The 20,893-nt window shown below is 66.4% G+C and carries 19 protein-coding genes; 13 read left to right on the forward strand and 6 right to left on the reverse strand.

Features of this window, described 5'->3' with window-relative positions:
* Positions 1-38 precede the first annotated feature (38 nt).
* The 5 genes from PV766_RS11825 to PV766_RS11845 are packed head-to-tail and all read right to left on the reverse strand — an operon-like array spanning position 39 to position 5,693.
* Positions 39-1,613, reverse strand: coding sequence for a class I adenylate-forming enzyme family protein (locus PV766_RS11825; protein WP_421097058.1), 1,575 nt, complete (start codon positions 1,611-1,613; stop codon positions 39-41).
* The gene (locus PV766_RS11830; protein WP_421097059.1) at positions 1,610-2,413 is read right to left on the reverse strand and encodes an enoyl-CoA hydratase; all 804 of its coding nucleotides are present in this window, start codon (positions 2,411-2,413) and stop codon (positions 1,610-1,612) included. The genes PV766_RS11825 and PV766_RS11830 overlap by 4 nt, the downstream gene beginning before the upstream one ends.
* A complete protein-coding gene (locus PV766_RS11835) occupies positions 2,410-3,492 on the reverse strand; it encodes an acyl-CoA dehydrogenase family protein (RefSeq protein ID WP_421097060.1) in 1,083 nt (360 codons plus the stop codon). Before PV766_RS11835 ends, PV766_RS11830 begins: the two co-directional genes overlap by 4 nt.
* Positions 3,493-3,501: 9 nt before the next feature.
* A complete protein-coding gene (locus PV766_RS11840) occupies positions 3,502-4,659 on the reverse strand; it encodes an acyl-CoA dehydrogenase family protein (RefSeq protein ID WP_421097061.1) in 1,158 nt (385 codons plus the stop codon).
* Positions 4,656-5,693, reverse strand: a complete 1,038-nt coding sequence (locus PV766_RS11845) for a Rieske 2Fe-2S domain-containing protein (RefSeq protein ID WP_421097062.1) — start codon at positions 5,691-5,693, stop codon at positions 4,656-4,658. Before PV766_RS11845 ends, PV766_RS11840 begins: the two co-directional genes overlap by 4 nt.
* 432 nt (positions 5,694-6,125) lie before the next feature.
* Here PV766_RS11845 and PV766_RS11850 point away from each other — a divergent pair, with 432 nt between their 5' ends.
* Complete coding sequence (locus tag PV766_RS11850; RefSeq protein WP_421097063.1) at positions 6,126-7,196, forward strand: Zn-dependent alcohol dehydrogenase; 1,071 nt, start codon at positions 6,126-6,128, stop codon at positions 7,194-7,196.
* A 74-nt stretch (positions 7,197-7,270) separates the two neighbouring features.
* Here PV766_RS11850 and PV766_RS11855 read toward each other — a convergent pair whose 3' ends face one another.
* On the reverse strand, positions 7,271-8,296 hold the full coding sequence (locus tag PV766_RS11855) for a TetR/AcrR family transcriptional regulator (protein WP_421097064.1): 1,026 nt from the start codon (positions 8,294-8,296) through the stop codon (positions 7,271-7,273).
* A 469-nt stretch (positions 8,297-8,765) separates the two neighbouring features.
* On the opposite strand from PV766_RS11855, the gene PV766_RS11860 reads away from it, so the two are divergent.
* The 12 genes from PV766_RS11860 to PV766_RS11915 all read left to right on the forward strand — a co-directional run bounded on the left by PV766_RS11860 (position 8,766) and on the right by PV766_RS11915 (position 20,850).
* Complete coding sequence (locus tag PV766_RS11860) at positions 8,766-10,142, forward strand: MFS transporter (RefSeq protein ID WP_421097065.1); 1,377 nt, start codon at positions 8,766-8,768, stop codon at positions 10,140-10,142.
* A gap of 96 nt (positions 10,143-10,238) precedes the next feature.
* Positions 10,239-11,057 carry an SDR family NAD(P)-dependent oxidoreductase gene (locus PV766_RS11865; RefSeq protein ID WP_421097066.1) on the forward strand — a complete coding sequence of 273 codons (819 nt, stop codon included), beginning with the start codon at positions 10,239-10,241 and terminating at the stop codon, positions 11,055-11,057.
* Between the two features lie 159 nt (positions 11,058-11,216).
* On the forward strand, positions 11,217-12,158 hold the full coding sequence (locus PV766_RS11870; RefSeq protein WP_421097067.1) for an alpha/beta hydrolase: 942 nt from the start codon (positions 11,217-11,219) through the stop codon (positions 12,156-12,158).
* A gap of 28 nt (positions 12,159-12,186) precedes the next feature.
* Positions 12,187-12,912: an SDR family NAD(P)-dependent oxidoreductase gene (locus tag PV766_RS11875; RefSeq protein WP_421097068.1), complete on the forward strand. Its 726-nt coding sequence runs from the start codon at positions 12,187-12,189 to the stop codon at positions 12,910-12,912.
* A 70-nt stretch (positions 12,913-12,982) separates the two neighbouring features.
* Positions 12,983-14,632 carry a flavin-containing monooxygenase gene (locus tag PV766_RS11880; protein ID WP_421097069.1) on the forward strand — a complete coding sequence of 550 codons (1,650 nt, stop codon included), beginning with the start codon at positions 12,983-12,985 and terminating at the stop codon, positions 14,630-14,632.
* A gap of 71 nt (positions 14,633-14,703) precedes the next feature.
* Complete coding sequence (locus PV766_RS11885) at positions 14,704-15,747, forward strand: 2Fe-2S iron-sulfur cluster-binding protein (RefSeq protein WP_421097070.1); 1,044 nt, start codon at positions 14,704-14,706, stop codon at positions 15,745-15,747.
* A 202-nt stretch (positions 15,748-15,949) separates the two neighbouring features.
* A complete protein-coding gene (locus PV766_RS11890) occupies positions 15,950-17,053 on the forward strand; it encodes an alkene reductase (RefSeq protein WP_421097071.1) in 1,104 nt (367 codons plus the stop codon).
* Positions 17,054-17,096: 43 nt separating this feature from the next.
* The gene (locus tag PV766_RS11895; RefSeq protein WP_421097072.1) at positions 17,097-17,906 is read left to right on the forward strand and encodes a MaoC/PaaZ C-terminal domain-containing protein; all 810 of its coding nucleotides are present in this window, start codon (positions 17,097-17,099) and stop codon (positions 17,904-17,906) included.
* Between the two features lie 38 nt (positions 17,907-17,944).
* Entirely contained in the window at positions 17,945-18,760 is an 816-nt protein-coding gene (locus PV766_RS11900; RefSeq protein WP_129975387.1) for a mycofactocin-coupled SDR family oxidoreductase, read from the forward strand.
* 14 nt (positions 18,761-18,774) lie between these two features.
* On the forward strand, positions 18,775-19,284 hold the full coding sequence (locus tag PV766_RS11905; RefSeq protein WP_129975385.1) for an SRPBCC domain-containing protein: 510 nt from the start codon (positions 18,775-18,777) through the stop codon (positions 19,282-19,284).
* 38 nt (positions 19,285-19,322) lie between these two features.
* Entirely contained in the window at positions 19,323-20,072 is a 750-nt protein-coding gene (locus tag PV766_RS11910) for an SDR family NAD(P)-dependent oxidoreductase (protein WP_242496609.1), read from the forward strand.
* Positions 20,073-20,109: 37 nt separating this feature from the next.
* Positions 20,110-20,850 carry an SDR family NAD(P)-dependent oxidoreductase gene (locus PV766_RS11915; protein ID WP_129975943.1) on the forward strand — a complete coding sequence of 247 codons (741 nt, stop codon included), beginning with the start codon at positions 20,110-20,112 and terminating at the stop codon, positions 20,848-20,850.
* Positions 20,851-20,893: the final 43 nt, after the last annotated feature.

The raw sequence follows: 20,893 nt of genomic DNA on the forward strand, positions 1-20,893 counted from the left end.
TCCAATTCTCGGATTCGGGGGCGGGCACGGGGGCCGTGTCAGTCGACGGCCGCGCCGGACAGTGCCCGCTGGTCGATGACGGACTGCCGGAGATGCTGCTTACGGATCTTCATCGTCGGGGTCTTCGGCATCTCCGAGACGATCACGACGTCCTCGGGGAACTTCGCCGGCGAGATACCGGCCTCCCGGCAGTACGCGCGGATCTCGTCGACGTCGAGATCGGCTGCACCCTCGTGCAGTTGCAGGACAGCGCAGATGCGCTCGCCCGACCGGTCGTCGGGAAGGCCGATGACGGCGACGTCCGCGACGGCGGAGTGCGCCGCGAGCACCTCTTCGATCTCGGTGGGGCTGATCGATTCGCCCTTGCGGATGATCAGGTCCTTCTCCCGGCCGACGAGGACCAGATGGCCCTCCACCTCGAGCCTGCCGGTGTCGCCGGTGAACATCCAGCCGTCGGCGTCGAAGGGACGGATGATCTCGCCGTCGGCGCGGTACTCCTTGAACAACATCGGGCCGCGCAGCCACACCCGGCCCACCTCGCCGGTGGGCAGCACGTCGTCCTCCTCGGTGCGGATCTGCACCTCGCACCCGAGCACGGGACGACCGGAGGTGGTGGCCAATTGTTCGATACTGTCGCTCATCCGCGCCGAGGTGATCATCGGACACTCGGTCATGCCGTAGGCGTGCAGGATCGGGATGCCCATCTCGGCGAGCACGTCGCGGAACAGCTTCTCCGGCATGGGCGCTCCACCGCCGGTCAGCATGCGCAGGGTCGGAACCACGCGAGCGCCCGGGTTCTTCCGCTGCTCCTCGAGCAGCAAGGCGTAGTGCGGGGTCGAGCCACCGGTGATGGTCACGCCCGCACGACGCATCAGGTCCACTGCGGCACGCGGCTCGTAGACCTCCATGAGCGTCAACGACATGCCGGTGGTCAACGAGGCGATCAGCAGGTCGGGGCCGCCGATGTGCGCGTACGGGAAGAAGATGGTGCCGACGTCCTCGGCCGACGCACCGATCGCATCGGCGAGAGAGACACCGCCGGCGATGAGCGTCCCGTCCGTATGGCAGACACCCTTGGGCGCCGACGTCGTTCCGGAGGTCGTGTAGATCCAGCGCACCTCGTCCCTGCCGACCGGCACAGGAGGAAGGCCGGCCGGGTCGCCGTCGGGCAGCTCGGAGGAGACGATCAGCAGGTTAAGGCGGTCACCACTCGCCGCACGCAGCTCCTCGGCCATGGCGCCGTGGTCGAAGCCGCGGAATTCTCCCAGGGTGATCAGCCAATCCGACTCGCACTGGGCGACCATTGCCCCGACCTCGCGTGCCCGGTAGAGCGGGATGATCGGGTTCTGGGTTACGCCGAGACGCGACAGCGCCAGGCTGAGCACGACGGTCTCGATGCGGGTGGGCAGCTGCCAGCTCACCGTGGAGCCTGGTTCGATGCCGCGGGCCAGCAGACCGGCCGCGACGCGTTCGGCCACGGAGACGACCTCGGCGAAGGTCATGCGGCGATCGTGCTCGTCGATGAGGGCGACGGCGTCGCCGGTGGTCTCGGCCCGCAGGGCCAGCAGGTCCCACAGGGAGACTGCGTCGTTCGGCGCGATGTCCGAGTTCACGAGTTCTCCTCCTTCGTCTTCGAGGAAAGCGGGCCTGGCGTCAGGAGCGGATATCCGGTGCGCAACAGGGCATTCGCGTGCCCGTGCCAGTGGATGTCGAAGGCCGACTGCAGGGCCGCCTGCTGGCCCATGATGTCGAGGGTCTGATTGACGGCACGCTTGGCGGTGGCCAGTCCCCACGGGTCCATCTGCGCGATCTCCCGCGCGAGGTCCATGGTCTGCGTGTCGAGTTCGTCGAGCGGGACCACGCGGTTCACCATGCCGGCGTCGAACGCCTCGGCCGCGGTGAGCTTCCGGGCGGTGAACAGCATCTCCTTGGCGCGGCGGGCACCGAGTTCCCAGGTGTGCGCGTGGTATTCGACGCCACCGACACCGAACTTCACGACGGGATCGCTGAAATAGGTGTTGTCGGCCGCGACGATCAGGTCGCACGGCCAGATGACGTTGAGAGCCCCGGCGACACAGGCACCCTGGACTGCTGCGATCGACGGCTTCGGTACGTCGCGCCACTTGCGGGAGAAACCGAGATAATGCTCGGTCTCCCACCCGTAGGCGCTCTCGAGGGTCGTCTTACCCTCCTTGAAGTACCCCGGGGCCACGGTCTTCAGGTCGTGACCGGCGGAGAAGTTGTCGCCGTTGGCACGCACGACGATCACCTTGACGTCGTCGTCGCGGGCAGCCTCCTGCCAGCGGGCGTCGAGGTCCTGCAACAGCGATGCGTCCTGCGCGTTGTGCTGGTCCGGACGGTTCAGGCTGATGACGGCGACGGCGTCGTCGACGCGGTAGTCGATGTAGCTCATCGGCCCGTCCCGGTGTAGATGCGGTCGAGGGCGTCGACGATGTCGGCGTCGTTGCGTGCGGCAGAACCGAAATCGAATTGCCAGCGCTTGGCGGCGTCGGTGAACAGGTGCACATTCGACTCGATCATGTACCCGATGCCGGCGTGGACCTCGTGCGCCGAGTGCACGATCTCCTGCGCGGCCTTCGCCGCCTGCTTGCGCATCAGACCGATGTGCGGCTGCGGATCGAGACCGGCGTCGAGCGCGGTGGCTGCCGACCGGGCGTGCACCGAGGTGAAGTGCGCAGCGATCGCGAGGTCGGTGCACAGATACTGCACCGCCTGGAAGCGTCCGATCGGTCCACCGAACTGGTGCCGCTGCTGCGCGTACAGCACGGTGATGTCGAGCAGCTTCAGCCCGGCACCGTAGAGCTGTGCCGCGCGCAGCACCGCTGCGCGCTGCTCTGCGATCTCGACGGCACGGTCGGCGTCGGCGCCGCGGGCCAGCACGGCACCGTCGGCCACCGGCACCTTGTCGAAGGTCACCACGAACATCGGGTACCCGCCCATGTTCGGCATCGCTTCGACAGCAGTCGCGGAGCTCGCCTCCACCACTGCCACAACGCTTTCCGCACCGGGTGCGTACACGAGGAAGCTGTCGGCGTCGCCCGCGTGGTCCACTGCCAACGCGACCCCGTCGAGCGTGCCGTTCTCGTAGGTCACCGCCGAACCCCATTCGGGGGACGGCAACACCGGGACCACCACGGACTCACCGTTGCCGATGCGCTTGGCGAGGCCGATCGCCTCGTCGGTGCCGATCACCAGCGCGGCGTCGCGGGACATCGTCAGTTCGAGCAGCGGAGTGGCGGCCAGCGCCCGTCCCGCCTCGACGAAGATGCCGGCGATCGTCGCGAGCGACGGGCTGTCGGCGTCGGCGCCGGTCGGGTCACCGAGCTGCAGCCAGCCGAGTTCGGCGAACTGCGCGACCTGGTCCGCGAACGGAACCGTGTTGGATCGGTCCTCCAGCGGCGAGTACCGCGCGAACACCGACTTGCTCACATCTGCGAGGGCAGCGAAGTCCTCGCCCCATGCCAATTCCATCTTCAGCTCCTATCGGGGCAGGCCGAGGCCCCGCGTCGCGAGCACCATCCGCTTGAGTTGGGACGTTCCTCCGGCGTGGTTGGCGAAGGACTGCCGGTACCACGCCTCGGGCTTTCCGTTGAGGGGGGCGTACGACGATCCCGACCGCAGCTGGCTGGTCGGGCCGAGCACCCGGTCGTAGATCTGCGCGAACAGCGGTTCGTACTCCTTCGCCGCGACCTGCTGGACGCCACCGCCCCAGGGGGTCTGTCGACCGTGGGCGTTGTCGCCGATGATCTCGTAGGCGAGCAGGCGCTGGGTCTGGACGATGCCGGCGAGTTCGGCCAGGTCGGCCTTCACATGCGGGTCGTCGAGCTTGCCCGGGATCGCCTTGCAGTGCTCGAGCAGGTCGCGCAGCCTGGCTTCCTGCATCGCGTAGATCGGCTCGACGGTCCCCGACGCGTAGAAGGCGCGCATGATGTACTGCCAGCCCTTACCCTCCTCACCGATGAGGGCACTCGCCGGCACACGGACGTGGTCGAGGAAGGTGCTGGACTGGACGCCGCCGCCGTAGTTGCGCATCGGGTGCAGGGTGACGCCGGGGCTGTTCAGGTCGACGACGAAGATGCTGACGCCGGCGCTCAGGCCCGCCTCGGGGTCGGTGCGGGCGGCGACGTACAGCACGTCCGACATCGGTCCCCAGGAGGTGAATGCCTTCTCTCCGGTGATGACCCACTCGTCGCCGTCCTTGACGGCCTTCGTTCGCAGGGAACCGAGGTCGGAGCCTGCACCCGGCTCGGTGAGTCCTTCTGCCCAGAGGGTGCGCATGTTCGCGATGTCGGGCAGCAGTCGCTTCTTCTGTTCCTCGGTGCCGCCCACCAGGATGGTGCCGGCGGCGAGGAAGATGCCGACGGAGTTGATCAGCGGCGCGTCGGCCGCGTACAGCTCCTCGAGGAGGATCTGATTGGAGATCGGGGACAATCCCTTGCCGCCGTACTCCTTCGGCCAGGTCAGGCCGATCCACCCCTTGGCGGCGATCTTCTTGCTGAATTCGACGGCGATCGTCCACTGTTCGGGTGCGTCGTCGAACTCGGGGTTGAAAGCATGTTCCTTCGGCAGCTCGGCGTCGAGGAATTCCCGGATCTCGGCACGCCAGGCCTCGTGTTCGTCTGTCAGAGTCGGTCTCATGAGGCGGTTCCTGCCTGGAATTCGTCGGTGCCCGCGGTCTGCTCGGCAGCACCGCTGCCGAGGTGGCCCTCGGGGTAGAAACGGCGAGCCCACTGACGGATGTCGCGGAAGCCCGCGGCCTCGGCGGTCGCGAGGCCCGGAGGCTCGGTGTAGCGCTGGTGCTCCCAGATGGCGATGTCGGCCTTCAGCTGTCCGACGGCGTTCCGCTGACGCTTGGCCACGCGGGCGTCGTCCTCACCGTCCTCCTTGCTCGCCCATGCGGAGAACCGCACGATCGAGCGTTCGTCGTCGACGGGAGTGACCGCCGTCAGCGCGCAGATGGCACCGACACCGTCGGCATACGAGAAGCCCAACCCCAGACCCAAGAGCGAGGCCCGGGTCCGGCCTTCGACGAGTTCGTACGCGCCGTCGGCGCCGCGACGTTTGAAATTCAGAGCCAGTTCGGTCTTGAAGTCGTTGTCGCCGAACTCGCGGTGGACGACGGTGGGGAGTTCGTCGGCGCGGTGGACGTACTTGAAGTGCGCGAAGTCGACGCCGTTCTCGGCGGCGTACTGCGGGTGGATCGGCAGTTCGTCGCTCTGGAAGCGGCCGGCTTCCCTGAGCTCGTGGTAGTCGTCCGCCGTACCGCAGGTCGGGAACAGGTCGAAGATGCTGGGAACGTCGTACTGCGGATCGCGGCCCTCGACGTCGTGCCAGATGTACATGATTCCATCGCGTTCGGCGGTGGACCAGGTGCCGATCTTGCGAACCCGGTTCGTGGCTTTCTGGTACGGAATGCAGGTGTTGCGACCTTCCGGGCTCCATTGCCAACCGTGGAAGGGGCATCGGATGTCGTCGCCCGCCACCGTGCCGCCGTGGCCCATGTGGGCGCCGAGGTGCTCACAATATGCATTCAGAACCACCAGGCGGCCGTTCTGGGTTCGGTAGGCGACGAGATCGTGACCGAAGTACCGCAGCGGCTTGACGTCGCCGGCCTCGAGGTCGGTGGACCAACCGATCTGGAACCACCCCGTCGGCTTCATCGATAAGGCCATGGGTGACATTTCATCCTCCTGAAATGTTGCAACAGAAGCGCTTTCGGCACCTGAGCAGAAGACTTTCCACGACGAGGGTGTTCACGGATCGCAATGGACGGGCATGTGTGGGCACACCTGTTCATCCGGCGTCCGGGCACATTTCCTTTGCTCGATCGCCGAGGTCACTGCAACCCCGTGTCGTGACTGGCATCACTGTAGCCATTGGCTACGCATGCGTCAACAAGTCGAGGAATTTGCGTCGTTTCACCAGTTGGAGGCGGCGTTGACGCCATGCTTGACGGCCGGACCCGTCGGCCATAGCATCACCGACATCGATACAGGTGCCACCGCGGTGGCCCCGGATTTCCCACCACCCCTTCGTTTCCCACCGCATCCCGCTGCGCTTCCGCGTATCGTCCGGATGGGTTCCATTGACAGCGAGGTCGAAAATTGAAAGCGATCGTCTTCGACGGCACCGTCAACAAGCTGGTCGACGGTGTCACCGTCCGCGACCCCGGCCCCGGTGAAGTCCAGGTCCGCATCGTCGCGAGCGGCCTGTGCCAGAGCGACCTGAGCGTCGTCAACGGCAAGATCCCCTTCCCCACACCCGTCGTCCTCGGGCACGAGGGCGCCGGCATCGTCGAGGCCGTCGGACCGGGTGTGAGCACGCCCGCCGTCGGCGACCACGTCGTGCTGTCGACCCTGGCGACCTGCGGTCAGTGCGCCGCATGCACCTCCGGACGCCCCACGATGTGCCGTGCCTCGTTCGGGAACAGGGACACCCCCTTCGAACTCGACGGCACCCCGATCTACAACTACGCAGCCCTGTCCACCTTCACCGAGCGCATCGTCGTCAAGGCCGGTCAGGCAGTGCCGATCTCGAAGGATGTCCCACTGTCGACGGCGTGCCTGATCGGCTGCGCGGTGCTGACCGGCGCCGGAGCGGTGTTCAACCGTGCGCGTGTCGTCCCCGGCGACTCTGTCGTCGTCATCGGCGCAGGCGGCATCGGCCTCAACGTCATCCAGGCCGCCCGCATCGCCGGTGCCACGACGATCGTCGCCATCGACACGAATCCCGACAAGGAGCCGAAGACCAGCCTGTTCGGCGCCACCCACTTCGTCGACGCGACCGCCGGCGACACCGTCGCCGCGATCCGCGATCTCACCGACGGCGGCGCCACCCACGTCTTCGACTGCGTCGGCGGGGAGGCCATCACCAGCCAGGCGATGGAGATGCTCGACTGGGGCGGACAGCTGATCATGCTCGGCGTCGCCGGACCCGAGGCCAAGCTGTCGGTCCCGGCCACCACCTTCTACATGGACCGCTCGGTGCTGGGATGCCGCTACGGCTCCTCACGCCCGGGCGCGGACATCCCGAAGTACGTGGAGATGTATCGGTCCGGACGACTCCTCCTCGACGAGCTCGTCACCAAGACCTACGAGCTGGAGAACTTCGAGTCCCTCGTGGACGATGCTCGGGCCGGGAAGCTCGACCGCGGTGTGCTGCTGATGCCGTCCTGACGGCGCGCCCTCTCGACGGAACAGGCGGACGATCCTTTCGGGGTCGTCCGCCTGTTCTTGCGTTTTCCCTTCGGTCAGCGGTCCGGCCGGGCGGCGTAGACGAGCAACTTGAGCAGGTCGCTGACCTCTCGGCGCAGGTCGTCGCGGCTGCGCCACCGGTTGTCGGAGAGTTCGAGCATGTACGGCTCGTACAGATCCCACACCGAGCCGATGACACCGATCAGCGCCGCCAGCACGCTCGGATCGAACTCGGACTGGATCTGCGGCGGGGTGGGGTTCTTCCACAGCGCCTCGATGTGTTGGCGGTATCCACGCGAACGCGCTTCGCCGAGCAACCGCTCCGGCTCGATTCCCTCGAAGATCGACCACATCAGCATCCGGCCGAACTGACCTGAGTCGAGGTCGGCGCCGATGGAGTTGTCGATCGCGTCGTAGGCGTCCTTCTCCGCGGACAGGCGGTCGCCGCCGTAGCCCACCAGTAACTCCATCACCGCCACCAGCAGGTTCTCCTTGGTGCGGTAGAAGCGGTGGATCAATCCGTACGACACATCCGCTGCGGCGGCGACCTCCCGGAGCGTCACCTTCGCAGGACCCTTGCGCGCGAAGAGGTCTACAGCGGCCAGAAGGATGGCCTCCTGCGCTCCCGATGCCCCCGGGCGGGTCGGCCGCCACTCGGCGACCTTCTTCGCGGATTCCGGGTCGGCCTTTTCCTGCAGCGCAGGATGTTCCTCGATCGCGCCGGTCGTGCAGGTGCCTGCCAACCGCACTGCGTCGTCTTTGGTATCAGGGTCCAGCAGCAACTCGGCAGGTGGCCGATCGATCCCGTCGACCTTCGTGATCGCCCACAGGGCGATGGCAGCAGGTTCGATGTCCTCGTCGAAGGCCGCGAGGAATTCGGGGACCTCGGGATGGATCGTGTGGTTCTCGGTGTCGAACTGCCACACCGGAAAGAGCGTCACTCCATCGCCTGCATATCCGAGCATCTTCCGGCTCCGGACACGCTTGTTGATCGCCTGACGACTGATACCCAGGAAGCTCGCCACCTGTGGTGTGGTCCAGACGTCGTCGGCGAAGGCGGCGGTCTCACTGAGGTGGTCCATATGGCGCAGACCCTATCATGATCGGCGACAGCGGGATTCGCGCGACGAATCCACTTGCCGGCGCAGATGGCGATCGATCGGTGTTCCGACGTCGTACCCCATCTTTGCGAATCTTCTACGCCCTGTCATCCCGCTCGACGGAACAACACACCGAAGCATATTGACGCCGGCGTAGCCAATGGCTACTGTGACCACAGTCACTGGGTCGGTGGAGATTCGGCGCACCCGCGTCACCACCACATCCATGTCGGAATCCCGGACGCTGCTCGGCTACGTACCCGGTAGCGGCCTGGACGAGACCGGCCCACGTCGAATGCGAACCAGAGCTACACACGCCTCCGCCCGTCGCGGAGGCCTCGTCATCTGCATGGTCCGCTCACGAGACCGCCTGCACCGAGTCGGAGCCGAACTTTTTCGGAGCCGAACTTTTCCCGGGGCACACCGGAAGACACAACCGAACAGGATCGATATGAACTCACCCGAGATCGCGCCGTCACCGAGCGTGGCCCGCAGGGCGTCGCTCGCAGGCTTCTTCGGAACTGCCGTCGAGGCCTACGACTTCATGGTCTTCACCTTCCTCATCGCCTACCTGTCGCCTCTGTTCTTTCCCAGCGACAACCCCGCGGCGGGAATCCTGAGCTCGCTCGCGGTCCTCGGCACCGGATTCCTCGCACGCCCGATCGGCGGCCTGGTCTTCGGCCGCATCGGTGACCGATACGGTCGCCGCTTCGCGCTGATCGTCACGATCTCCGGAATGGGCGGGGCAACCATCCTCATGGGCCTGTTGCCGACGCACGCCACCGTCGGAATCATGGCCCCGGTCCTGCTCGTACTCACTCGCATGCTGCAGGGGTTCTTCGCCGGCGGCGAGCAGATGGGTTCGGCCACCTTCGTCGCCGAGCACGCGTCCGCCAAGAACTACGGCATCCTGAGCGCGATGACTCCGGTGGGATTCGCTTTCGGTGCAGCCCTCGCTCCCCTTGCGGTCGCCCTCACCACCTCCCTGACCTCCGAAGAAACGATGGCGAACTGGGGCTGGCGGATTCCGCTCCTCATGTCGCTGCCGTTGATGCTGTACGTGCTGTATCTGCGCAAGCGACTGGAGGAATCTCCCGATTTCCAGAAACTCGCCGGTGCACACAAGGTCCAGTCCTCCCCCGTGCGTTCGGTCGTCACGCGGTACCCCGCGACCCTGCTCCGGGTGATCGCACTCAGCACCTCGGTCCTTGCGATCGGGTATGTGGTTCCGGCATACATGCCGTTGTTCCTGCAGCAGCAGGTCGATATGGCCCCGGGCGTCACCGCCTGGATCGCCACCGCCGGATCGACCTTCGCCGTCGCCATCGGTTTCGGGGCCGGCTTCCTGATCGACAGGGCCGGCCGCAGGAACACCATGGTCATCGGACTGGGCATCATCCTGGTCACGATGTTCCCGATCATGTACTTCATGAAGGCCACCGGCGGAAACCTGATCGTCACCGCCGGCGGTCACATGCTTCTCGTCGGCCTGGCCGGAGCATCCTCCGTCCCCGTCTACGCGACGCTCACGTCGGCATTCCCCGCCGCGGTCCGCTACACGGGCGCTGCCATCGGATTCGGTCTCGGCTCGGCGATCGGTGGAGGCCTAGGCCCCTATCTCGCAGGGAAGTTCACCGCGCTCACAGGCAATCCCTACGCCGCCTCCGGTGTCGTCGGCGCTGCAGCCCTCCTGGGTATCGTGGTGATCGCCACCATGCCGAACAGCAACAGCAACGCGGCACCCGAAGCCTCGCTCATCACGGGTGACACCGAATCCGTCGACGCGGATCCGGTCGAGGAGCCTTCACCGGCTCCGAAGATGGTCTGACACGTACCGATCGTGGCCCCGATGCACCCGTACGCATCGGGGTCACGTCCATGGCTCCACGGCCCGAGGCCGCCTGTCAACTCGATCGGAGTACCCATGCCCCAGGATTCCGCACCGTCGTACGGCCCCGCCGGCAGCGACCGGATCATCGACTATCGCAGTCGATTCGACCTCTCACAACGTCGTTACCTCGTGCTCGGCGGCGGGCAGGGAATGGGACGGCAGGTCTCCCACGCCCTCGCCCAGCTCGGTGCCGAGGTGATCGTCGTCGACGTGGACCGGGACCGCGCCGATGCGGTGTGCGCCGAGATCGGCTCCCGGGCCACATCGGAGCAGGTCGATGCCACCGACAACTCCGACATGGCTGCCTTGGCCGAGCGGGCCGGTGAGCTCGACGGCGTCGTCGACGTCATCGGCATGGCGCGCTACGGCCCCCTGCTCGACATCAGCGACGAGGACTGGAGCTGGGAGGAGTCCATCGTCCTGCGTCACGCTGTGCTCGCCCTCCGGCATTTCGGTCCTCGGCTGCGCGACCGCCGGGAAGGGTCCATCACCTTCGTCTCGTCGGTCTCCGGTATCGGCAGTTCGCCGGTGCACGCCGCCTACGGCGTCTACAAGGCTGCGCTCGGTTCACTGGTCAGGTCCGCGTCGATCGAACTGGGGCCGTCCGGTGTTCGTGTCAATGCCGTGGCCCCCGGATTCGTCGTCACACCGCGGATCTCGGCAGTGCTCGACTCCGACGCACTCGAGAACACCCGCACCCAGATTCCGCTCCAGCGGTTGACACTTCCGGCCGACGTCGCGAGCGCCCTGGCCTTCCTCGTGAGCGACCTCGCTCGGACGATCACCGGCCAGGTGATGATCGTGGACGGCGGGGCCACCAACAAATACCCGTACGACATGTCGGGTTTCTGAGTCGATGCGAGCCTGCTCCGGGAAACATCACGATTGACGGTTGACGAGAAAGTGGCCAATGGCTACAGTTCTCTCAGTCGCAGTGATCGCGGTCACGTCGCACAGTTCCGGTCGCGGTCGACCGGAGCACTCGTTCCTAGCGCACAAGGAGAGGAATCGATGTCCTACGCCGTCGATCCCGAATACCGGCCGATGATGGGATTCCTCCCCGAACTCGACGTCGCCGACGCCGAGAAGGCGCGCGCAGTCATCCGGTCCATGAGGATCGAAGATCCGATGACGGCCGTACCCACAGGCGTCGCGGTGCACCGCCGGACCGCGCCCGCGACCGACGGAGCCGACATCGGACTCGTCGTGTTCGAACCGGAAGGCCGCACCGCGCAACCACTCCCGTGCGTCGTCTACTTCCACGGCGGCGGGTTCGTCTTCGGCGACGCCGCGACCGATGTCCGGGTTCCGTCGGCACTGGCCGCGAGCCTGGACGCGGTCGTGGTCTCCGTCAACTATCGACTCGCTCCAGAACACCCCTTCCCCATACCGTTCGACGACGCGTTCGATGCCCTGACCTGGGTTGCCGGCAACGACGACCTCGGGATAGATCCGACACGGATCGTCCTCGCCGGAATCAGCGCCGGCGCCGGGCTCGCCGCGGCAGTCGCGCTCAAGACCCGCGACACCGGTGGTCCCGCAGTGATCTTCCAGGCGCTGGACTCCCCCGTCCTCGATGACCGCCTGCTCACGACCTCTGCCACCGCGTACATCGATTCCCCGTTGTGGAACCGGCAGAACGGAATCGACAGTTGGCACCACTACCTGGGAGCCGACGCCGACCGGACCGCCACCTCGGCATACGCCGCCCCCGCACGGGCCACCGACCTCAGCGGGTTGCCCCCGGCGTACATCGCGGTCACCTCCTTCGACCCGCTCCGCGACGAGGGGATCGACTACGCCCAGCGGTTGACACAGGCAGGCGTGGCCACCGAACTGCACCTCTACCCCGGAACCTTCCACGGATCGTCCGGAGTGTTCCCGCAGGCTGCGATCTCCCAGCGGATCGACGCCGACTACACCGCCGCCATCCGGCGAGCACTGACCAGCTGAACCACGAGCATCCCGGGATCGGAGAATCATGCCGCACCGCTTCGAAGGAAAGGTCGCGATCGTCACCGGTGGCGCACGCGGACAGGGCGAACGGATCGTCCGGACACTCGCGCGCGAAGGTTGCTCGGTCGTGATCGGTGACGTCCTCGACGACCTGGCGAAGACCGTCGCCGACGACCTCGGCGACTCCGTCGTCCACACCCACCTCGACGTGACCTCCCCGGAGGACTGGGCCGCCACTGTCGCCCTGGCGACCTCGACCTTCGGCGGCCTCGACGTCCTCGTCAACAACGCGGCGATCTACCGCAAGCAACTCCTCGAGGAGGAGACCGTCGCCGACCTCGACAAGGTCCTCGCCGTCAACCTGCGCGGACCGTTCCTCGGCATCCAGGCCGTCGCCCCCGCGATGCGCGCCCGCGGTGGCGGTTCGATCGTCAACGTCTCGTCGCTCGCCGGCACGACGTCCTATGCCGGGCACGGCTCGTACAGCATGTCGAAGTGGGCACTGCGCGGACTGACGCGGACCGCAGCGATCGAGCTCGAACCGTCGAAGATCCGGGTGAATGCGGTGCTGCCCGGCAACCTTCGTACCGACATGTCGCCGACCACCGGCTCCGGCGAGGTCCCGACCGGCCTCAAGCGCCAGGCCGACCCGCAGGAGACCGCCAACGTCGTGGTCTTCCTCGCCTCGGACGACGCGTCCTTCGTCAACGGCACCGACATCGTCGCGGACGGCGGCTCCCTGCTCGGGTAGCAGTCCCCACCCCCGAATTCCTCAGCAGGCCGCCTCGCGCCGCTGAAGCAGATCCGATCCTTGGAGGAACATGTCCACCTCGACCCCGGAAGCCGGCCGTACCGCCGAACGCTTCGACGTCGTCGTCATCGGCGCGGGCTTCAGCGGAATGTATGCGCTTCACCGTCTCCGTCAGCAGGGTCGTCGAGCCGTGTGCCTGGAGGCAGGCGACGGCGTGGGCGGCACCTGGTACTGGAACCGCTACCCCGGCGCCCGCGTAGACATCGAGTCCATGCAGTACTCGTACTCCTTCGACGACGATCTCCAACAGGAATGGTCGTGGTCGGAGCACTTCTCGCCGCAACCGGACCTCGAGGCATACGCGAACCATGTCGCCGATCGCTTCGGCCTGCGTGAGGACATCCTCTTCGATACCCGCGTCGACGAACTGACCTTCGACGAGTCCGCGGACGAATGGCATGTCGGTACCGCTTCCGGCGACCGCTTCGTCGCCGACTACGTGATCGCAGCGACCGGCAGTCTCGACGTCTCGAACGTCCCGAACTGGCCGGGACTGGATCGCTTCCGCGGCGAGGCGTACCACACCTCGCGGTGGCACAAGGAGGGCGTCGATCTCGCCGGTAAGCGCGTCGGGCTGATCGGTACCGGTTCCACAGGCATCCAGATCACACCCGAGGTGGCCGCAGTCGCCGAGCATCTCACCGTCTTCCAACGGACCCCGAACTTCACCCTTCCCTCGCGCAACCGGAAGCTGGATCCCGATTACGTGCGGGAGTGGAAGGAGAACTATCCGGAGCGACGCAAGCAGATCCTCGACACCCACGGTGCGGTGCTGATGAGCAATGTCGCCGAACAGCGTTCGATCTTCGACTACACCGACGAAGAGCGCGAAGAGGTCATGGAGCGGGCATGGAACGCCCGGAACGGGCTCGAGTTCATCCGGACGTTCACCGATACCTCCAGCGATCCGAAGGCGAACGAGATCCTCGCCGAGTTCGTACGCAACAAGATCCGGTCCATGGTCCACGACCCGGAGACCGCAGAACTCCTGTGCCCGAAGACCTATCCGATCGGTGGCAAGCGGATCTGCATCGACTCCGGCTACTACGAGACCTTCAACCGCGACAACGTGAGCCTGGTCGACGTACGGACCCACCCCATCGAGGAGGTCACCGAGTCGGGCCTTCGCACCAGCGAGTCCGAATACGACCTCGACGTGATCATCTTTGCCACCGGCTTCGACGCGATGACCGGTTCGATGCTGAGGATGAACGTGACCGGCGTCGACGGAGCACGACTCGCCGATCACTGGGCCGACGGACCGAGGACCGTCTTCGGCCTGATGACGGCCGGTTTCCCGAACCTGTTCATGGTGCACGGACCCGGCAGCCCGTCCGTCCTGGCGCAGATGATCACCACGGGTGAGTGGCAGGTCGATTGGATCCTGCGGACCATCGATCATCTCGAGGAGAACGGGATCTCCCGCTTCGGCGCCACCCCCGCGCAGGAGAGCGAGTGGGCGGCCGAAGTCGACACCGCTGCCTCGCGCACCATGCACTCCCGCACCGACTCCTGGTACACGGGTGCGAACATCCCCGGCAAGCCGCGGGCCCTGCTGATGTACGTCGGTGGTTTCCAACGCTATTCCGACTGGTGCACCCGCGCCGCGGACGAGGGGTACACGGGATTCGAGAGGAAGCGGCGCGTACCCCTGCCCTGAGTCCGGTTTCCGGATCACACAGTCGAATTCACGAGAACAACGTAGTCAACGGAGAGCGCAGGCGACCGAGAGTGAGCACCTTGCAGACCGTCAGTGTCGGATACGAACTGACCGTCATCGACGTTATCGAAGAGACCCCGGATTCGAAGTCGATCGTCCTGCGCACGCCGGAGAACTCTCGTGAACTGTTCGCGTACCGGCCCGGTCAGTTCCTGACCGTCCGGATACCGAGCGACCGCACCGGACATGTCGCCCGGTCGTATTCGCTGTCGAGCGCTCCCGGCATCGACGACGAGTTGAAGGTCACCGTCAAACGCACCGCCGGCGGATACGGCTCGAACTGGTTGTGCGACAACGTCGAACCGGGTAATTCCCTCACCGTCCTGCCGCCCTCGGGCCGCTTCACACCGGCGGGTTTCACGAGCGATTTCCTGTTGTTCGCGGCAGGGAGCGGCATCACGCCGATCATCTCGATCCTGAAGACGGTTCTGCTCCGGTCCGACCGGTCGGTCGTTCTCTTCTACGCCAATCGCGACCGCGATTCGGTGATCTTCCACCGCGAACTCGAGGACTACGCCGCGAAGTTCGACGACCGTCTGACGATTCACTACTGGTTCGACGACGTGCACGGCATCCCTTCTCGTAAGAGGTTCGCGGCACTCGCGGCGGAGCACCCCTCACGCGAGGTGTTCGTCTGCGGCCCCGCCCCGTTCATGGACGGTGTGGCGGAAGGGGTACGAGCGGCAGATGTTCCCGCGGAGCGCTTCCATCAGGAAGTGTTCGTCTCGCTTTCGGGCGACCCTTTCGAAGCACCCGCGCCGCTCGTAGACGACGATCCCGCTTCTGCGGTGGAGACGGTCGTGCACCTGGACGGCGAGTCGCATCGGTTCGAGTGGCCGAGCGGCAACACCCTCGTCGATGTACTGCTCGACCGCGGGGTCGACGTGCCGTTCTCCTGCCGATCGGGCGAGTGCGGATCATGCGCGTGCACAGTAGTTTCGGGGAAGGTCGTGATGGAGAAGTCGGACATCCTCGATCCGTCCGATATCGCCGAGGGGTACATCCTCGGATGCCAGGCGCGTCCCGACTCGGGTCCGATCGAGATCGAGTTCTGACCCCGCCCGCTCGACGAGCCGGATGTGTTGACGCTGCCGCAGCCAAAGGCTACAGTGATCTCCATCACGGCCTGTGCGAGTGAAATCTATTCAACTCCAATACTTTCTGTCGCGTTTCGATCTCCGGGCACCACGACCCGATCGAGTTCCGCGCCGCGGCCGTGAACAAGAGTCGTAGACCTCCTCCAGAAAAGAGACAGCGTTGACTCGGTTGTTCGACATTCATCGGCTCGGCGAACTCGTCCTCGACAATCGTCTCGTGATGGCGCCCATGACACGGGCACGGTGCATCGACACGATCCCGACGGCGGAGACTGCAGAGTACTACCGCCAGCGGGCGACCGCCGGACTGATCGTCACCGAAGGCACACCGATCTCCCCGGAAGCGCAAGGCTACGTGTACGTCCCGGGAATCTGGTCGCCGGCGCAGGTCGCCGGATGGCGCACGGTCACCGACGCCGTCCACAGCGAGGGCGGGCGGATCTTCGCTCAGCTCTGGCACGTCGGCCGGTTGTCGCACGCCTCCCTCCAGCCGGAAGGCGGACAACCCGTCAGCGCAGGCGCCGTCCCTGCTCCGGAGAGCAAGATCTTCGCGCTCGACGACGACGGGAACGTCGGCTTCGTCGACGTCGGCGATCCCCGCCCGCTGAACACCGAGGAAGTCGGCCGCGTGGTCGACGACTTCGCCGGTGCAGCAACCAATGCCGAGGTGGCCGGCTTCGACGGTGTCGAGTTGCACGGAGCCAACGGCTACCTGTTCGAACAGTTCCTCAACCCCGCGACCAACACCCGATCCGACCGGTACGGCGGCTCCTACACCGATCGCGCCCGGTTCCTGCTCGAGACGGTCGACGCCGTGATCGACGTACTCGGCTCCGCCCGGGTCGGCATCCGGCTCTCCCCGTTCAGCGAACTGTTCGACATGCCCGCCTATCCCGAGGCCACAGAGACCTATCTGTACCTGGCCTCGGAACTGTCGCGCCGCAACCTCGCCTACATCCACCTCATCGACCAGCGCCCTGCCGGCGGTCGGCTTCTCGACACCGACTTCCTCACGGCCTTCCGCGCCCGGTTCCGGGGAACGATCCTCCTTGCCGGCGGAATGACCCAGGAGTACGCCGACGAACTGTTCGAGCGGGACCTGATCGACCTCGCGGCCTTCGGGCAACCGTTCATCGCGAATCCCGACCTCGTCGCACGCCTGCAGAACGGGTGGCCGCTGACGGCACCGGACCCGAGTACCTACTACGGCGGGGGCGCCGAGGGCTACCTCGACTATCCGCGATTCACCCCGGCGGCCGTGTGACCCACCACACGTGCGCCGACAACACCAGAAGGGACCTCCATCGATGACCGAAACGACGTCGACCCCCACCCGGTGGCGTGGCCTCGACCTGGGCACCCGAGTGGTCGGCTACGACGAGCGCGACGCCATCCTGTACGCGCTGGCGGTCGGGGCCCACGCCACCGACCTCGACCTGGTCTTCGAGGACCGGCTCCGCGTCCTGCCCACCTTCGCCCTGACCCTGGCACAGTGGGCACCCGATGCGCTGGGCGCTCTCGGGGCGTTCGACACGAAGACCGCTCTCCACGGTTCCCAGAGTCTCGACGTGCTCGCTCCCCTGCCCCGGTCCGGCGAGATCTCGATGTCGGCGCGAGTCGGCGAGGTCTGGGACAAGGGCCGTGCCGCCGTCTTCGAGGTGGTCGTCGAGAGCGACTACTTCGTGGCCACCTGGTCGCTGTTCGCCCCCGGCGCAGGCGGATTCGGCGGTGATCGCGGCCCGTCGGCGCCGTCCGCACCCGAGGGGGACCCGACCGTCGTTGGCACTCTGACGACCGATCCCGATCAGGCCGCGCTCTACCGCCTCACCGGCGACCGGCACCACATCCACATCGATCCCGACGCCGCAGCACGCATCGAGCAACCACGTCCGATCCTGCACGGCCTGTGCACCCTCGCTGCGACCACCCTGCCCCTCGCAGACATGCTCGGAGCCCACCCAGCAGACCTGAAGACCTTGTCCGGCCGGTTCGCGGCACCCGTCTTCCCCGGCGACACCGCGCAGGTCCGCGCCTGGGGCGACGCCACCGACGCGCGCTTCGACGTGACCACCGACGGCGGTGCCGCCCTGACCGGTGGCCGCGTGTCCTTCGGCTGAACCCGACCACACCCCCTTCCCGTTCCGATCGGAGCATCATGACGAGCACACCCCGATTCGAAGGCAAGATCGCCTTCATCACCGGAGCCGCCCGCGGGCAGGGCCGCGCCGAAGCCGTCCGGCTCGCGAGCGAAGGCGCCGACATCATCGCCATCGACATCTGCAAGCCCCTCGAATACCCCGCCTACCCCGGCGCCACCCCCGACGACTTGGCCGTCACCGTCAAGGAGGTCGAAGCGCTCGGCCGGCGCATCGTCGCCCGCGAGGTCGACGTCCGCGACTTCGACGCGCTCCAGCAGGCGCTCTCGGAGGGCGTCGCCGAACTCGGCGGCCTCGACGTCGTCGTCGCCAATGCCGGTGTCTGCACCGCCGCCACCACCTGGGAGCACGCCCTCGAGCAGTGGAAGGAGACCATCGACATCAACCTGACCGGGGTCTTCCACACCGTCAAGGCGGCCGTGCCGATCCTGCTCGAGCAGGGCCGCGGCGGCGCCATCGTCATGACGAGCTCGGTGGCGGGTCTGCGTGGGCTGCCTTTCGTGGCAGCCTATTCGGCCAGCAAGCACGGGGTCGTCGGTCTGTGCAAGACCCTGGCCAACGAACTCGGCCAGCACCGCATCCGCGTCAACACTGTTCACCCAGCCGGGGTGACCACCGACATGCAGCCGGTCGAGATGCAGCAGCTGATCGCCGATCATGCCGACACTCTGGGGCCGATCTTCATGAACGCCCTGCCGGACGCGGCGACCGACCCGGAGGACATCGCCGGCACCGTCGCCTGGCTGCTGTCCGACGAAGCTCGTCACATCACCGGAGCTCAGATTCCGGTCGACCTGGGAACCCTCATCCGCTGACTATTGGAGGTCCGATGGCCGAACTGTCCATCCCCGAATACGATTCCGCCACCACCGTTCGCTCCGACGAGGTCGAGATCGGCGCACCCGCGAGTGTCGTGTGGGAGGTCCTCACCGACCTCGACAACTACCCGAACTGGAACCCCTTCTGCATCGCGGCGCAATCGACGCTGGAAATCGGTGCGCCCGTGAATATGACGCTGGCCGACTACTCGGGAGCCACGGAGACCTTCCCGTACACCGAATACGTCTGTGCCGTGGTGCCGGAACGCCTGCTGTCATGGGAGCTCCGCCCCACCGAGGTCTCCGCGCAGGCTGCCCGACGCGATCAGGTCATCGAACCGATCGACGAGAACCGGTGCCGCTACTACTCCACCGACGCCTTCCTCGGCGAGGAAGCGCACCAGATCATGGCCGACAGCGGTATGTGGGTGAAGCGCGCCTTCGACGACACCGCCGTCGCACTGAAGAAGCGCAGCGAGGCGCTCCACGCCGAGCGCAGCCTCGGTTCGCCCACCGCCTGACACTTCCACTTCCCGGCACCACCATCAGAAAGGCCGACATGGCACATCGTATGCAGGACAAGATCGTCATCATCACCGGCGCCTCTTCCGGTCTCGGCCGGGCGACCGCCGAACTGATGGTCGCCGAAGGTGCTCGCGTGGTGATGGCGGACATCAGCCAAGAGGCAGGTGAGGCCGCAGCACAGGAGATCGGCGCCGAGTTCGTCCGTACCGACGTCGGCAATCCGGATGATGTCGAGGCTCTCGTCAGCGGAACCGTCGCGCGGCACGGACGGCTCGACGTGATGTGCAACAACGCCGGTGTCCACGCCGCCGGCCCACTGCTCGACACGACGAACGACGACTTCGAACGTGTGGTGGCCGTGAACTTCGCCGGCATCTTCTACGGCACGCGCGCGGCAGGTCGGGTGATGGCGGAGCAAGGATCCGGCGTCATCGTCAACACAGCCTCGAACGGCGGCTACCTGCCCACCGAGGGCATGGCCGTCTACTGCGGCACGAAGGCGGCCGTGGTCGCGATGTCCAAGGCGTGCGCACTCGAACTCGCACCCAAAGGTGTTCGTGTGAACACGATCTCGCCGGGAACCATGTTGAGCGGAATGGTGCCGGACGTGGAGGGCATCGTCGACGTCCTCGACAAGCTCCAGCCCGTCGGATACGCCGCGAACCCCTCCCAGATGGCCACGGGCATTCTGTACCTCGCCTCGGACGACGCGAACTACGTCACCGGGCACGATCTGATCGTCGACGGTGGGGCCACTGCCGGTCGGGTCGCTCTCGGAGTCTGACATCCCGTATGCGGAACTCCGAGAAGGGAGCGGGTCGATAAGTCGGTTCGAGAACAAGGTGGCGCTGGTGACCGGCGCCGCGAGCGGGATCGGTCGTGCGGTCGCGGAACGTATCGCCGCCGAAGGTGGCGCCGTGGTCGTCGCCGATATCCAGGACGACCTCGGCACCGCTGTGGCGCAGTCGATCGTGGACGGTGGCGGTCGAGCCGTCTACCAGCACCTGGACGTCTCCTCCGAAGCGGAGTGGCAGGAGACGATCGCCGAGACGGTCGACACCTTCGGGAGCCTCGGGATCCTGGTGAACAACGCCGGAATCGCTCATCCGGACCTGATCGAGGACACCGAGACGGAGCTCTACGCCCGGGTCATCGCGGTGACGCAGACCAGCGTCTTCCTCGGCCAGCGTGCGGCGAGCTCCGCGCTGAAGGCGTCCGGCTACGGTTCGGTCGTCAACGTCAGTTCGATGTTCGGCGTCATCGGAGGGTTCGGATCCGCCCCGGCATATGCGGCGGCGAAGGGCGCCGTGCGGGCGCTTTCGAAGAACACGGCCGTCGCCTGGGCACGGCAGGGCGTCCGTGTGAACTCGGTGCATCCGGGTTTCATCGACACCCCGACGCTCGGAGACCAGGGCCGAGAGCGGATGGCTGCACTGACACCACTGGGCAGGCTCGGCACCTCGGACGAAGTGGCGGGCCTCGTCGCGTTCCTGGCGAGTGACGAAGCGTCGTTCATCACCGGTGGGGAATTCCTCGTGGACGGCGGCTACACCGCGCAGTAATCAGCAGGTCCTCGTCGCAGCGGAGCGCGAAATAGTCATCAGT

Source organism: Rhodococcus sp. As11, assembly GCF_048957735.1.
Taxonomy (GTDB): domain Bacteria; phylum Actinomycetota; class Actinomycetes; order Mycobacteriales; family Mycobacteriaceae; genus Rhodococcus; species Rhodococcus gordoniae.

Bases quoted from the DNA above. Each gene is read 5' to 3' on its own strand.
- PV766_RS11860 (WP_421097065.1), top strand. From the start codon at position 8,766: ATGAACTCACCCGAGATCGCGCCGTCACCGAGCGTGGCCCGCAGGGCG.
- PV766_RS11895 (WP_421097072.1), top strand. From the start codon at position 17,097: ATGACCGAAACGACGTCGACCCCCACCCGGTGGCGTGGCCTCGACCTG.
- PV766_RS11870 (WP_421097067.1), top strand. From the start codon at position 11,217: ATGTCCTACGCCGTCGATCCCGAATACCGGCCGATGATGGGATTCCTC.
- PV766_RS11830 (WP_421097059.1), bottom strand. From the start codon at position 2,413: ATGAGCTACATCGACTACCGCGTCGACGACGCCGTCGCCGTCATCAGC.
- PV766_RS11845 (WP_421097062.1), bottom strand. From the start codon at position 5,693: ATGGCCTTATCGATGAAGCCGACGGGGTGGTTCCAGATCGGTTGGTCC.
- PV766_RS11910 (WP_242496609.1), top strand. From the start codon at position 19,323: ATGGCACATCGTATGCAGGACAAGATCGTCATCATCACCGGCGCCTCT.
- PV766_RS11880 (WP_421097069.1), top strand. From the start codon at position 12,983: ATGTCCACCTCGACCCCGGAAGCCGGCCGTACCGCCGAACGCTTCGAC.
- PV766_RS11835 (WP_421097060.1), bottom strand. From the start codon at position 3,492: ATGGAATTGGCATGGGGCGAGGACTTCGCTGCCCTCGCAGATGTGAGC.
- PV766_RS11855 (WP_421097064.1), bottom strand. From the start codon at position 8,296: ATGGACCACCTCAGTGAGACCGCCGCCTTCGCCGACGACGTCTGGACC.
- PV766_RS11875 (WP_421097068.1), top strand. From the start codon at position 12,187: ATGCCGCACCGCTTCGAAGGAAAGGTCGCGATCGTCACCGGTGGCGCA.
- PV766_RS11905 (WP_129975385.1), top strand. From the start codon at position 18,775: ATGGCCGAACTGTCCATCCCCGAATACGATTCCGCCACCACCGTTCGC.
- PV766_RS11900 (WP_129975387.1), top strand. From the start codon at position 17,945: ATGACGAGCACACCCCGATTCGAAGGCAAGATCGCCTTCATCACCGGA.
- PV766_RS11865 (WP_421097066.1), top strand. From the start codon at position 10,239: ATGCCCCAGGATTCCGCACCGTCGTACGGCCCCGCCGGCAGCGACCGG.
- PV766_RS11840 (WP_421097061.1), bottom strand. From the start codon at position 4,659: ATGAGACCGACTCTGACAGACGAACACGAGGCCTGGCGTGCCGAGATC.